This window comes from Halomonas sp. SIMBA_159 (assembly GCF_046536035.1).
GTDB lineage: Bacteria > Pseudomonadota > Gammaproteobacteria > Pseudomonadales > Halomonadaceae > Vreelandella > Vreelandella venusta_A.
In genome coordinates, this window is sequence record NZ_JAWJBT010000010.1 from 1 (window position 1) to 12138 (window position 12138).

Genomic DNA, 12138 nt, shown 5'->3' on the forward strand with positions numbered 1-12138 from the left:
ATCAGTGCCCAGAGGGCCAATCGCTGATCTATGCCACCACGGATCGACATGGCTACCGCCACTATCGCAGTGATCCTGAGATCTGCCGCGGCTGTCCTCGGCTGGCGACCTGTACCCGCAACGCCAAGCAGATAAAAACGGTCACGCGGCACGTCTGGCAGGACGACAAGGATCGGGTGGATGCCCGACGACTGACGGAGCCGGGCAAGAAACTCTACAAGCGGCGCAAGGAGACGGTGGAGCGCAGCTTCGCCGACGCCAAGCAGTTGCACGGGCACCGTTATGCGCGAATGCGAGGCCTGGCGCGCGTCAAAGAGCAGTGTCTGCTGGCCGCGGCTTGCCAAAATCTCAAGAAAATCGCGCAGGCGCGTTGGCGCCAGCTTTTTTGCACGTTGTTACGTCATCTGAGGGCTAATAGGGCTCGTCAGAGGGCGTTATACCCGGCGATGAGTAGAGATCGCGCGATGAGAGCTGTGAGTCAGGCCACGAGTGTACGCCTGCTCTAAAAGCAACGAACCCACCAAAATAGGTGGGTTCGTCAGCAGTCTGAAACCGCCCCCGTTTAGGGGGCGGTTTTTTTGTGTCTGGGTATAGCGCTGGGCATTGGCTGTCAATAACCTGTGGATGAAAAAATACCATATATGCTTGAATTGATTTTCTCGTGGTCTATATATAGTATGCGTTGAGAATTTTATAGGGGTAGCGCCACAAGGATGCGCTACCCGAAAAATGCCGCTATGAAAAGGAAAATAGCCATGGAAATCCAAATTTATAGCAAGCCTGCTTGCGTACAGTGCACTGCCACTTACCGCGCCTTAGACAAGCACGGTTTACCGTACAAAGTGATCGATATCACCGAAGAGTCAGGCGCCCAAGAAGAAGTAGAGGCCCTTGGCTACCGTCAGTTACCTGTTGTGGTGGTGGGTGAAGATCACTGGTCTGGTTTTCGCCCTGACCGCATTCAAGCGTTAGCGTAACCCACTGCTATGCAGACTGCCGAAGTGGATACTCAGCTTGCGGGCACGCTAGTTTATTTTTCCACTAAGTCAGGCAATACCCATCGATTTATTGAAAAGCTTGGCATGCGTGCCCAGCGGCTGCCGTTAAATCGAGAAGAGCCTACGCCCCGCGTAGAGCAGCCTTACATATTAGTGACACCTACCTATGGCGGCGGCTCTGCGAAGGGAGCCGTGCCGGGGCAGGTCATTCGCTTTTTAAATGACACGCACAATCGGCATCTCCTTCGAGGTGTCATTGCTGCTGGTAATACGAATTTTGGTGAAGCCTACGGGCTGGCGGGGCGAATCATTGCCCAAAAGTGCCAGGTACCGCTGCTTTATCGATTTGAACTATTTGGCACTGATGAAGATGTCGCCAAGGTCCGCAAAGGAGTAGAAGAGTTTTGGAAACGTCAAACTCAGTCTCTAAAAACGTAGCCGCCCCGAATGCGGCTACCAAGAACTCGGCAGAAACAAAACGGCCTGCGGGAGCAACCGAGAAGCGCACGCTTGATTACCATGCGCTGAACGCGATGCTGAATCTTTACGGTGCCAATGGTGAGCTGCAGCTGGATAAAGACCGCGAAGCTGCGCGTCAGTATTTCCTTCAGCACGTTAATCAAAACACCGTGTTCTTCCATTCACTGGAAGAGAAGCTCGATTATCTGGTGGAAGAGCAGTACTACGAGGCAGAGATGCTGTCGCAGTACAGCTTCGCTTTCGTGAAAGCGCTATTTGAGCAGGCGTATGCCTATAAATTCCGTTTTCCAAGCTTCCTGGGCGCGTTTAAGTACTACACCAGCTACACGCTAAAAACCTTCGACGGCAAGCGCTACCTTGAGCGTTACGAAGACCGCGTGTGCATGGTCGCTCTGACACTGGCGCGCGGCGACGAAGCGCTGGCTAAGTCGCTGGTCGATGAAATTATTAGTGGACGTTTCCAGCCTGCCACGCCGACATTCTTAAACTGTGGCAAACGCCAGCGGGGCGAGTTGGTATCCTGCTTCCTGCTGCGTATTGAAGACAACATGGAGTCCATTGGGCGCTCCATTAACTCTGCGCTTCAGCTGTCTAAGCGTGGCGGCGGTGTTGCTTTCTTGCTGACAAACATCCGCGAGTCAGGCGCTCCGATCAAGCGTATCGAGAACCAGTCGTCGGGCATTATCCCGATCATGAAACTGCTGGAAGATGCGTTCTCCTACGCCAACCAGCTGGGTGCGCGCCAGGGTGCAGGGGCCGTTTATCTCAACGCTCACCACCCGGATATTTTGCGCTTTTTGGACACCAAGCGTGAAAACGCGGACGAAAAAATCCGCATCAAGACGCTGTCGCTGGGCGTGACTATTCCCGATATCACCTTTGAGCTGGCCAAGCGCAACGATGATATGTACCTCTTCTCGCCCTACGATGTAGAGCGGGTGTATGGTGTGCCGTTTGGTGATATTAGCGTCACCGAGAAGTACCATGAAATGGTAGCCGACGCGCGTATCCGTAAGCACAAAATCAACGCGCGTGCTTTCTTCCAAACGCTGGCAGAGCTGCAGTTTGAGTCCGGTTACCCGTACATCATGTTTGAAGACACGGTTAACCGCGCTAATCCGATCGCTGGCCGTATCAATATGAGCAACCTCTGCTCTGAGATTCTGCAGGTGAATACGCCGACCGAGTATGACGACGACCTCGGCTACCGTAATATTGGCCAAGATATCTCCTGTAACCTCGGCTCGATGAACATTGCCAAGGTGATGGATTCAGGCGATATCGGCACCAGCGTAGAGATTGCCATTCGCGGCCTCACCGCCGTCTCTGAAATGAGCAACTTGAGCAGCGTACCTTCTATTGCTGAAGGCAATGCCAAATCGCGCGCTATCGGCCTTGGCCAGATGAACTTGCATGGCTTCCTGGCTCGCGAGCATATCTATTACGGCTCAGACGAAGGGTTGGATTTCACCAACCTGTACTTCTACTGTGTCGCGTTCCATGCCATTCGCGCTTCTAACCAGCTCGCGATTGAGCATGGTGATACCTTTGCAGGCTTTGAAGACTCCACCTATGCGTCGGGTGAGTTCTTTGATAAGTACACCGACCAGGCGTGGCTGCCTCGCACCGAAAAAGTGCGTCACCTGTTTGAGCGTAGCGGCATTGCGCTGCCTACCCAGGAAGAGTGGCAGGCATTGAAAGCCTCTGTCATGGCACATGGTTTGTACAACCGTAACCTGCAGGCTGTGCCGCCAACGGGCTCTATCTCGTACATCAATCACTCCACCTCCAGTATTCATCCGGTGGCTGCGAAGATCGAGATCCGTAAAGAGGGCAAGCTGGGGCGTGTTTACTATCCCGCGCCGTTCCTGAATGAAGCGAACTTCGATTACTTCCAGGATGCCTATGAAATTGGCCCTGAAAAAATTATCGATACCTACGCAGAAGCTTCAAAGCACGTTGACCAAGGCCTCTCGTTGACGCTGTTCTTCCCGGATACAGCCACTACGCGGGATATCAACAAGGCGCAAATTTACGCATGGCGCAAAGGTATCAAGACGCTGTACTACATTCGCTTACGCCAAAGTGCCCTTGAAGGTACCGAGGTTGAAGGCTGCGTCTCCTGCACGCTGTAATCGGGTAACGCTTTTAAGATGATGTTTTTGAGAGAACGCTGATGACAATGATGCAACGTTTGTCGCGGGTGAATGCGATTAACTGGAACCGCCTTCAAGATGATAAAGACCTTGAGGTGTGGAACCGTCTGACCAGCAACTTCTGGCTGCCGGAAAAAGTGCCGCTCTCTAACGATATTCAGTCGTGGAACACGCTGACGCAGCAAGAGAAGCAGCTCACGATTCGTGTCTTTACCGGCTTGACCCTGTTGGACACGATTCAAAGCAGTGTCGGTGCGCCGGTGTTAATGGATGACGCGCGCACGCCCCATGAAGAAGCGGTCTATACCAATATCGCCTTTATGGAATCGGTGCATGCGCGCTCCTACAGCTCGATTTTCTCGACGCTATGCGCGACGCGCGACGTGGACGATGCCTTCCGCTGGAGCGAAGAAAACCCGACGCTGCAAATGAAGTCTGAGCTGATTCTGAAGCGTTATCGCTCGGAAGACCCGCTGATGCGCAAAGTCGCCAGCGTGTTTCTCGAATCGTTCCTGTTCTACTCAGGCTTCTACCTGCCCATGTACTGGTCCAGCCACGCCAAGCTGACCAACACGGCCGACCTGATTCGCTTAATCATTCGTGATGAAGCGGTGCACGGTTACTACGTGGGCTATAAATTCCAGCAGGCGCTGGCAGAAGAGACGCCTGAGCGTCAGCAGGAAGTGAAAGATTACGCTTACGAGCTGCTGCTGGAGCTTTACGACAACGAAGTCCGCTACACCGAATCGCTTTACGATGAGGTGGGTCTGTCAGAAGACGTGAAGAAATTCCTTCACTACAACGCCAACAAGGCGCTGATGAACCTGGGCTTTGAGCCGCTGTTCCCCAGCAGCGTGACGGATGTCGACCCTACGATTATGGCAGCGCTGTCACCCAGTGCGGATGAGAACCACGACTTCTTTTCTGGGTCTGGCTCTTCTTATGTCATCGGTAAAGCCGTCGCCACAGAAGATGATGACTGGTCGTTTTGATCATTTGATGTGATGACGCTGTCGTCGTGGTAGCAGTAAATAGAGTAGTAATAGAGCAGTAAGAGAGACGGGAGCCTTTGGCTCCCGTTTTTTTTGATCTCAAATAACGTTCTTATTGAATGTTAATGATAAATATTGTCATTTATTCAATTAGTGTTACGCTAGGCGGTGCACGCGTTAAACGCAAATCGTTCTTATACCTAATAAGTTTTAGCGGGTCGCCTGTGGTGGTGCGCTAAGCAGTAACGGAGACATAACGTGCTGAAAAGGCCTTTCTTTGCCTTTCGTGGGTGCTGGCTTGCCGGGGTGCTGGTCAGCGGTACGCTCATGGCAAGTGATGAGACAATGGATCAAGCGGCCCAAAGTGTCGAGGCCCAGCAGACTCAGTCGGAGCTGCAGCAGCAAATTGACAGCGCGGACGAAGCTACCCGTTCCGCCATTGAAGAGTTGCGCCGCTTAGAGGGGGAAACCCGCCAGATGGAAGCCTCCAACGCAACGCTCAGCAGCCGCTTGGCTAGCGAAACCGAGCGTCAGCAGCGGCTAAGCCAAGCGCTGGATACGTTAAGCGATACCCGTGATGCGCTGCCCATGATTGAGCAGGATATGACCGAGCAGCTAGCCCGTTGGATCGAGTCAGATCTACCGTTCTTAACCGATGAACGCCTCGCCCGCGTGGAGTCCGCCGGTAATCCCGAGGCAGGTAGCGCTGCACGCATTGCCAGCTTGCTCGAAGCCTGGCGCGCTGAGCTTGCCTATGGTCGCGAAGTGGATAGCTGGCGAGGCCGGTTGGTGATGGAGGGAGCGTCGCCAAGAGAAGTGGAGTACTTACGTATTGGCCGTATTGGCTTTTACTACCTGACGCCCGATGGTCGAGAAGGTGGCGTTTGGGATAAAGAGGGTGGCGAATGGCTAGCGCTAGACGAACCCGCTCGCCGTCAGGTGCGCAATGGCCTGCGCATCGCAGATGACCAGCGCACGCCGGAGCTGCTGCAACTGCCGCTCTCTATTACTGCCAACGATCAAGGAGGGCAGCCATGAGCCTGTTGTCACGCCCGAAAGCATGGCTATGCCTAGCGTTGCTACTCGGCGCATTTACCAGTAGCGCTGCGATGGCACAAAGTGGTGAAGTCAATTCGCTGCGGGAAGCACGCGAGGCGGCTGAGAGCCGTGATCAAGCTCGGCTGCAATCCTTCTTAGAGAATCAAGAGGCGCTGGACGCCGCGTTGAGCGAGGCCCGCGCTGCCCATGAGTCGGCAGAGGCGGAGCAGGCGGCACTGCAAGCGCAGCAAGAAGAGCAGGCGGAACAGGCGCAAGTGCTTGCCCAGCGACAGGACGAGCAAGGGGAGGCGCTTACCTCTTTATTAGCAGATCTCACTCGCCATAGTGAAGAAGTCCGCAATGAGCTGGGTGGCGATAGTTGGCTAACGCTCAATGATGACGCCTTACCGCCGCGTTTGAATGACGTCGACGTGTTAGAGCGCCAGCAAATAGAAGAGGTGGTCGATAGCCTGGCAACGTTAACGCTCAATACAGGCCGCGCTGAACACCTGGAAGTGCCAGTGGCCGATGCCAGTGGGGAGATCGCGCCGCGTAGCGTCGTTCGCCTAGGAGATTTCGCCGCCTTTACGCAGACGGCGTTATTGAGAAAAGGTGAAGAAGAGGGCGATAGTCTGGCGGAAGTACCGCGCACGCCGTCGGCGATCAGCGACCTGTTAGCGGCTTACCATCAGGGCGAGAGCCGTGAATTTGCTATTGACCCTACGCAAGGCAGCGTGCTGCAAGCATTGGCGCAACAGCCCACGCTTTGGGAACGCTTCCAGCAAGGCGGCTACGTGGGTTACGTCGTTGTTGTTCTGGGTGGCATCGGCCTGTTGGTCGCGCTAGCCCAGTACGTTTACCTATTGATAGTGAGTGCACGCGTGCGCCGCCAGCGTCAGTCGCTGGACCAGCCAAGCGCGGATAACCCGCTGGGTCGCGTATTAGAACGCTTTAAAGAGATGGATAAGCACCAAACGCCGGAAGCACTCGAGGCGCGGCTGGATGAGGCGGTGCTGGCCGAGCTGCCGAAAATCGAGCGTGGTCAGCCCATTGTCAAACTATTGGCGGCCATTGCACCGCTGTTGGGCCTATTGGGCACCGTGACGGGCATGATCGTAACGTTCCAAGCCATTACGGTATTTGGAACGGGCGACCCGCAGTTAATGGCGGGAGGTATCAGCCAGGCACTAGTGACCACCGTTTTGGGCCTAGTAACCGCGGTGCCGCTGCTGTTTGCCCAAACGGCGCTCTCCAGTCGCAGCCGTTTTATTACCCAGGTGATTGAAGGCGAAGCCAGTGCCACTTTGGCTGACCATCTAGAAGCGCAGTCCACCCTTGCTGGGAAAACGGTGAACTAGCATGCCGACCTTACCCCTTTGGCTAGAGCCAGTAGAGCGGCTGTTAGAGGCGGGCGGCGCTGTGTTAGTCGTGCTCGCGGTGGTGGCCGTGCTGGTGTTTGGCATGGCCATTGAGCGCTGGTGGTACTACCGAATGAGCTGGCGTCGCGCTCGCCGTCAGCTCATCCGGCGCTGGACGGCGCGAAGTGACCACCGCAGTTGGAGTGCGCGCACGCTGCGCCATGTGTGGAGTGAGGCTTTAGTTGCCAAACTACGCCGCCCGCTGCCCTGGATTAAGCTGTTGGTAGCGCTCTGCCCGCTGCTGGGGCTGTTGGGTACGGTCACCGGCATGATTACCGTTTTCGATAGCCTTTCAATGAGTGATACCCACCAAGCCCGTGCCATGGCCGATGGCGTGGCACGGGCAACGCTGCCTACCTTAACGGGGATGGCGATTGCGGTGGTGGGTATGCTGTTTATTAGCCGTTTAGAGCACGTTATTCGTCGCGAAGACCAGCGTCTGCATGACCGCTTAGCGCGTGCCTTGGAGGAGAGTGATGCGTAGACGCCGTTCCATAGAGGCTGCCGACGACAGCAATGAGGTGAACTTAACGCCAATGCTGGATGTGGTGTTCATCATGCTGATCTTCTTTATCGTCACGACCAGCTTTATCAAAGAGAGCGGGGTGGAGATTGATCGCCCAGAAGCCGCTGCCGCCACGCCGCGCCCTGACGCTCAGGTGCTGATTGCCGTCACGCCAGAAGGGGCGGTGTGGGTAGATGGGCAGCCGGTGGATGTACACCGCGTTGGGCAGCAGGTAGCCAGCATGCTCAGTGGTGAAGGGTCGGTGGTCATCCAGGCAGATCGAGAGTCCACCACGGGCGTGCTGATTGAAGTGATGGATCGTCTTCAACAGGCAGGCGTTGAGCAGGTGGCCGTGGCTGCGAGCCGGAGTGCGCCATGATACGCCATGCATTTTCGATGCTAGGCGGTATCGCCCTGGCTGTCGGACTTTTCTGGATGCTGGCGCTGTTGGTGGCGCCACCCGAGCAACAGGTGGACGAGCCCATTATGTCGATGTCCATGACCATGGTGGAAGCTCCTGAGGTCGCGCCAGAGCAGGAGACGCCACTCCCGGCTCCGACCCAAGCGGCACCCGCGCCGCCCCCGATGCCGACGCCCGCACCTGCACCGGTTGCGACAAGTGCCATTGCGTTGCCAGAGGTAGAGCTTCCCGACGCGCCGCTAGAGCCCGTTGAGCTTGAAAGCGAACTGCCAGAGCTGACAGAAGCCAGGCCCGAGCTCACGCCGCAGCCTGCACCCGAGCCCGTGCCTGAACCTGCTCCGCAGCCTGCTGAAACCGCCGCGCCGTCACCATCGCAGGAGCCTGCCACTGCTCAGCGCGAGGCAGCTCCGGCTGCAGAGCCCGCGCCTTCTAATGAGCCAGTGAGCGTGGGGCAAGTGGCGCCGACGAGTCGAGTTAATCCTTCTTATCCGCCTCGTGCACAGCGCCGTGGTATGGAGGGTTTTGTGGAAGTGGAGTTTGTTATCCAGCGCAGCGGCAGCGTGGATAGCGGCTCTATTCGTGTCACCAATGCCCAGCCCCGTCGTGTGTTTGAAGAAGCTGCCCGCGACGCTATCGCGCGCTGGCAGTTCGAGCCGAGCCAGCAGCTACGTCGCGCTACTCAGCGTATTGAGTTCCAGCTAAGGTAATCGTGAATAAGGGTGACGGTGAGATGTCTCGTCGAGAAAAATCGCCAAAAAAGTCAGTTAAAAACGCCAACCGAGGGAAGGGTATGCAGCGTTGGGTGGGAGCTTTGCTACTGACCGTGCTGAGTTGTGCCGCCACAGCGAATGAACCGTTGCCGGGCGACATTATTCAAGACCTAAACGGGTTGCAAAGCCAACTGGCCAATCAGCCTGCGGGTTCGGCAGACTCTGAAGAGCTGGATCGTATTATCAGTCATGCTCGCGCCCAATCAGCACGGCTTGCCAGTGGTAATCGAGCCGACCAATGGGCCAGCGCGCTTTATCATCAGTTAGCAGCCAGTGCGCTGGTGCGCCAAGGGGAAAATCTCGCGGCTGCCGATGAGCTGACCAGTGCCCGACAGCGGCCAAGCGTTCCCGATAGTCAGCGACGTCGCTGGTTGCGGGATGAGGCGTCGCTGCGCCGAGCAGCCGGAGAGCGTGATGCCGCCATTACTCTGTTTGAGCAGTGGTTGTCAGAGTCCTCGGGCAATGAGCGTTATGATGAAACGGTGTGGCAGTTAGTGCGTATGCTGGCCGAAGAGGAGCGTTGGGACGCGGCGTTAGAGTGGTTGGTGCCGTTACTCGAAAAAGGTGGGCTAAGTGCGGATCAGCAGACGCTGACGAATGTGGTGCTGCGCCAGGCCGGTGATGGTGAGCAAGCGTTGAGCTGGCTGTTGAAAGGTTTGAATGCTGACAGTGATCCAGACGCATGGCGTCAAGCGGCAGGGCTTGCCCAGCAGGCTGGCCAGCTGGGCGTGGCGGCAGCGGTGTGGGAAGCCGCTTGGCAATTGGGTAAGCTGTCGTCTCCCGATGAGCGGCGCACGCTGATTCAGCTTCATCTGGCAGGCGGTACGCCGGCGCGTGCCGCCGAGCATTTAGCAGCCGCCCTTGAGGCGGGGCAGCTTCCACGGGATGAAGAGACACTGCGGCTGCAGGCTAACGCCTGGCAGCAGGCCAAGCACGTCGAGAATGCCCTGCGGGCTTGGCAAGCACTGGCCGAGCTGACCGAGTCGGCGGAAGATTGGCGCCAGTACGGCCAATTAGCCTATGGATGGGGAATGGAAGAGCAGGCAGAGGCGGCGTTAACGAATGCCGCTAATCTTGGCGATCGTCAAGCGGAGCAGTGGCTGTCTCACTTTTAGTCTGTTTTGTTTGTCTGTCGCTTTCGTCGGTGCTTGTTAATCAACGCTCCCTTGTCAAAAAGCGTTGTGCTATAAAAGCTAAGCGGCCTGTACAGGCCGTTATGCCGCCTTACTTCGCTAAGGCATTCTTCCCTTTTAGCGACTCAGACTTACTATGACTCCAATCACTCAGCGGCACAGTGTTCGCGCGCTTACCATGATGGCTGTGGGTACAATGGCAGCGGCGTCTGCCCATGCTCAAGAGCTTAACTTCACCCTATCGCCAGGCTTCATGCCCGACCCGATGCAGCGCAGCTATGTATCGGGCGGCGGTCAAGAGGCTAGCGGCATCTTTGGTTCTGATATGCGTGGCGTTGCCTGCTCTGGCAGTATTTCTCAAACGCCTGATCACGTCATGACGCTGACCGATGGCTTTGATTTTCTGAAAGTCTGGAACCAGTCAGACGCGGATACGACGCTGATTATCGATGGCCCAGGACGTTTTTTGCTGTGCGATGACGATGGTGGCGAGGGGTTGAATGAGCTGATCGAGCATAGCGATTGGGTGCCCGGTGAATACCGCATTTATGTAGGTAGCTATGGCGGTGGGGTGCATAACTACGACCTGTTCGTAAGCGAGCTGCCGGGTAGCAGTGCTCCAAGTAATGCAAGCTTGCCTGACACCAGTGAGGAGCGCCACTTGGCTATTTCGCCGGGGTTCTCACCTGATCCTTGGCGGGTGAGCTTTGTGTCCGGTGGGGCGCAGAGCGCATCAAGTCAGTTTGGCACCGATATGCGCGGCAATAGCTGCCAGGGGAATATTGCCACCACTGCTGACCATGAAATGACGCTGGTGGACGCGTTTTCCTACCTGCAGCTGTGGACCCAGGCAGACGGCGATACCACGCTGATAATTGATGGCCCCGGTAAATTTTTGCTCTGCGATGACGATGGCGGCAGCGGCTTAAACGAGCATATTGAACACACGAACTGGCCCGCGGGTGACTACCGTATCTATGTGGGTAGCTATAGTGAAGACTATTTGAACTATCAGCTCAGCGTCTCTGAGCTTAGTTCGGCAGGGCCGAATCGCTGATACACAAACCGCCGGGTGATGCTTTCATCCGGCGGTTATTGCGAGAGAGCGAGTGTGGCGCGACTAAGTCTGTCTCAATCGCCAAGAGTGATTGAAAAATCACTCCAGGTAGGCGCGTGATCAGAAGGACGCTCCATCCCCCGTAGAGGGTAATCAATACCCGCCCCGGTTACCCGCTCGGCCAGCGGTTTGGAAACCAGAATGTAGTCGATCCGCAGTCCGCGTTTCGGCTCGCGGTCAAAGCCTTTAGAGCGGTAGTCAAACCAACTGAACCACTCGCTATTGTTTGGATGGCAAAGTCGGTAGCTATCGCTCAGCCCCCACGCTTTAATGCCCTCCAGCCACTCACGCTCAATGGGTTGGAAGCTGGTTTTGCCATCGCGCAGCCAGCGTTTACGGTTAGCCTCGCCGATACCAATGTCCTGGTCTTCAGGGGAGATGTTAAAATCGCCCATAATAGCCAGGCGCTCATCGGGCGCATGCTGATGATTGAGCAGGTTGGCAAGCTGCTGATAAAAGCGCGCCTTATGCGGAAACTTAGTTGGGTGGTCCACGCTTTCGCCCTGCGGAAAATAGCCGTTCCACACGGTGACTGTCTCGCCATCATCGGCAAGCAGCTTAACGCCAATCATGCGACGCTGAGCATCTTCCTCATCATCAGGGAAGCCATAAAAGACTGCTTGCGGCTTTTGGCGGCACATCAGCGCAACGCCGTAATGGCCTTTCTGGCCGTAGTAAAAGACGTGGTAACCCATGGCTTCTACGTCGGCCAGTGGAAATTCGCTGTCCTGAACTTTCGTCTCTTGCAGGCCAATCACATCGGGCTGCTGAGTGTCGATCAGCGCTTGCAACTGATGCAGACGAGCCCGAATGCCATTGATATTAAACGACACCAAACGCATTACGACGATTCTCCTGACGAGTTGTCGCCCCCTTTATCAGGGTGGATGGCGATGGTTTGGCCGCTTTGCTGGCGCGCCAGTTTACGCACGGCCTGCAGCTTGCGCTGCTGCTGCTTTTTGGCCACAAAGCGGCGCGAGGAGGTCACCTGGTCAGGGTTCTCGTGGCGCCACTTTTTATAATCTTTGCGGCGACCAGTGCGGATAGTCACCTTGTCCGCTAATGAACGAGTCTTTTTCTTACGCGTCATGTCGCGCTCCTTGGGTTAAT

Annotated in this window: 14 protein-coding genes; 12 read left to right on the forward strand and 2 right to left on the reverse strand. The window is 56.1% G+C overall.

Features of this window, described 5'->3' with window-relative positions; all coding sequences use genetic code 11:
- The 12 genes from R0J87_RS07800 to R0J87_RS07855 all read left to right on the forward strand — a co-directional run.
- Window positions 1-506 (forward strand): transposase (locus R0J87_RS07800; protein ID WP_498885413.1); only part of this gene is annotated, 506 nt, incomplete at its 5' end.
- 249 nt (window positions 507-755) lie between these two features.
- Window positions 756-977, forward strand: a complete 222-nt coding sequence (nrdH, locus tag R0J87_RS07805; RefSeq protein WP_188638454.1) for a glutaredoxin-like protein NrdH — start codon at window positions 756-758, stop codon at window positions 975-977.
- A gap of 9 nt (window positions 978-986) precedes the next feature.
- Window positions 987-1436, forward strand: a complete 450-nt coding sequence (nrdI, locus tag R0J87_RS07810) for a class Ib ribonucleoside-diphosphate reductase assembly flavoprotein NrdI (RefSeq protein WP_404342022.1) — start codon at window positions 987-989, stop codon at window positions 1434-1436.
- Complete coding sequence (gene nrdE, locus R0J87_RS07815; RefSeq protein ID WP_404342020.1) at window positions 1403-3613, forward strand: class 1b ribonucleoside-diphosphate reductase subunit alpha; 2211 nt, start codon at window positions 1403-1405, stop codon at window positions 3611-3613. Before nrdI ends, nrdE begins: the two co-directional genes overlap by 34 nt.
- A gap of 41 nt (window positions 3614-3654) precedes the next feature.
- On the forward strand, window positions 3655-4626 hold the full coding sequence (gene nrdF, locus R0J87_RS07820) for a class 1b ribonucleoside-diphosphate reductase subunit beta (protein ID WP_188638457.1): 972 nt from the start codon (window positions 3655-3657) through the stop codon (window positions 4624-4626).
- Between the two features lie 258 nt (window positions 4627-4884).
- Window positions 4885-5664 (forward strand): DUF3450 domain-containing protein, encoded by a 780-nt coding sequence (locus tag R0J87_RS07825; RefSeq protein ID WP_498885416.1) that lies wholly within the window; start codon window positions 4885-4887, stop codon window positions 5662-5664.
- Complete coding sequence (locus R0J87_RS07830) at window positions 5661-7022, forward strand: MotA/TolQ/ExbB proton channel family protein (protein WP_498885417.1); 1362 nt, start codon at window positions 5661-5663, stop codon at window positions 7020-7022. The genes R0J87_RS07825 and R0J87_RS07830 overlap by 4 nt, the downstream gene beginning before the upstream one ends.
- 1 nt (window position 7023) lies before the next feature.
- Entirely contained in the window at window positions 7024-7566 is a 543-nt protein-coding gene (locus tag R0J87_RS07835; RefSeq protein WP_188638460.1) for a MotA/TolQ/ExbB proton channel family protein, read from the forward strand.
- The gene (locus R0J87_RS07840) at window positions 7559-7966 is read left to right on the forward strand and encodes an ExbD/TolR family protein (RefSeq protein WP_404342011.1); all 408 of its coding nucleotides are present in this window, start codon (window positions 7559-7561) and stop codon (window positions 7964-7966) included. The genes R0J87_RS07835 and R0J87_RS07840 overlap by 8 nt, the downstream gene beginning before the upstream one ends.
- Entirely contained in the window at window positions 7963-8715 is a 753-nt protein-coding gene (locus R0J87_RS07845; RefSeq protein ID WP_498885419.1) for an energy transducer TonB, read from the forward strand. Before R0J87_RS07840 ends, R0J87_RS07845 begins: the two co-directional genes overlap by 4 nt.
- Window positions 8716-8798: 83 nt before the next feature.
- Window positions 8799-9893 (forward strand): tetratricopeptide repeat protein, encoded by a 1095-nt coding sequence (locus tag R0J87_RS07850; RefSeq protein WP_498885421.1) that lies wholly within the window; start codon window positions 8799-8801, stop codon window positions 9891-9893.
- 196 nt (window positions 9894-10089) lie between these two features.
- Entirely contained in the window at window positions 10090-10968 is an 879-nt protein-coding gene (locus R0J87_RS07855; protein ID WP_498885422.1) for a hypothetical protein, read from the forward strand.
- A 74-nt stretch (window positions 10969-11042) separates the two neighbouring features.
- Here the strand turns inward: R0J87_RS07855 and xthA are convergent, their stop codons facing one another.
- The gene (gene xthA / locus R0J87_RS07860) at window positions 11043-11870 is read right to left on the reverse strand and encodes an exodeoxyribonuclease III (protein WP_498885424.1); all 828 of its coding nucleotides are present in this window, start codon (window positions 11868-11870) and stop codon (window positions 11043-11045) included.
- Window positions 11870-12118, reverse strand: coding sequence for a hypothetical protein (locus R0J87_RS07865; protein WP_404342001.1), 249 nt, complete (start codon window positions 12116-12118; stop codon window positions 11870-11872). The genes xthA and R0J87_RS07865 overlap by 1 nt, the downstream gene beginning before the upstream one ends.
- Between the last annotated feature and the right edge of the window lie 20 nt (window positions 12119-12138).

What these genes read in the sequence shown, in the direction of transcription:
- R0J87_RS07830 (WP_498885417.1), top strand. Translation starts at nt 5,661, where the DNA reads ATGAGCCTGTTGTCACGCCCGAAAGCATGGCTATGCCTAGCGTTGCTA.
- nrdI (WP_404342022.1), top strand. Translation starts at nt 987, where the DNA reads ATGCAGACTGCCGAAGTGGATACTCAGCTTGCGGGCACGCTAGTTTAT.
- nrdF (WP_188638457.1), top strand. Translation starts at nt 3,655, where the DNA reads ATGACAATGATGCAACGTTTGTCGCGGGTGAATGCGATTAACTGGAAC.
- R0J87_RS07850 (WP_498885421.1), top strand. Translation starts at nt 8,799, where the DNA reads ATGCAGCGTTGGGTGGGAGCTTTGCTACTGACCGTGCTGAGTTGTGCC.
- R0J87_RS07840 (WP_404342011.1), top strand. Translation starts at nt 7,559, where the DNA reads ATGCGTAGACGCCGTTCCATAGAGGCTGCCGACGACAGCAATGAGGTG.
- xthA (WP_498885424.1), bottom strand. Translation starts at nt 11,870, where the DNA reads ATGCGTTTGGTGTCGTTTAATATCAATGGCATTCGGGCTCGTCTGCAT.
- R0J87_RS07835 (WP_188638460.1), top strand. Translation starts at nt 7,024, where the DNA reads ATGCCGACCTTACCCCTTTGGCTAGAGCCAGTAGAGCGGCTGTTAGAG.
- R0J87_RS07845 (WP_498885419.1), top strand. Translation starts at nt 7,963, where the DNA reads ATGATACGCCATGCATTTTCGATGCTAGGCGGTATCGCCCTGGCTGTC.
- R0J87_RS07855 (WP_498885422.1), top strand. Translation starts at nt 10,090, where the DNA reads ATGATGGCTGTGGGTACAATGGCAGCGGCGTCTGCCCATGCTCAAGAG.
- R0J87_RS07865 (WP_404342001.1), bottom strand. Translation starts at nt 12,118, where the DNA reads ATGACGCGTAAGAAAAAGACTCGTTCATTAGCGGACAAGGTGACTATC.
- nrdH (WP_188638454.1), top strand. Translation starts at nt 756, where the DNA reads ATGGAAATCCAAATTTATAGCAAGCCTGCTTGCGTACAGTGCACTGCC.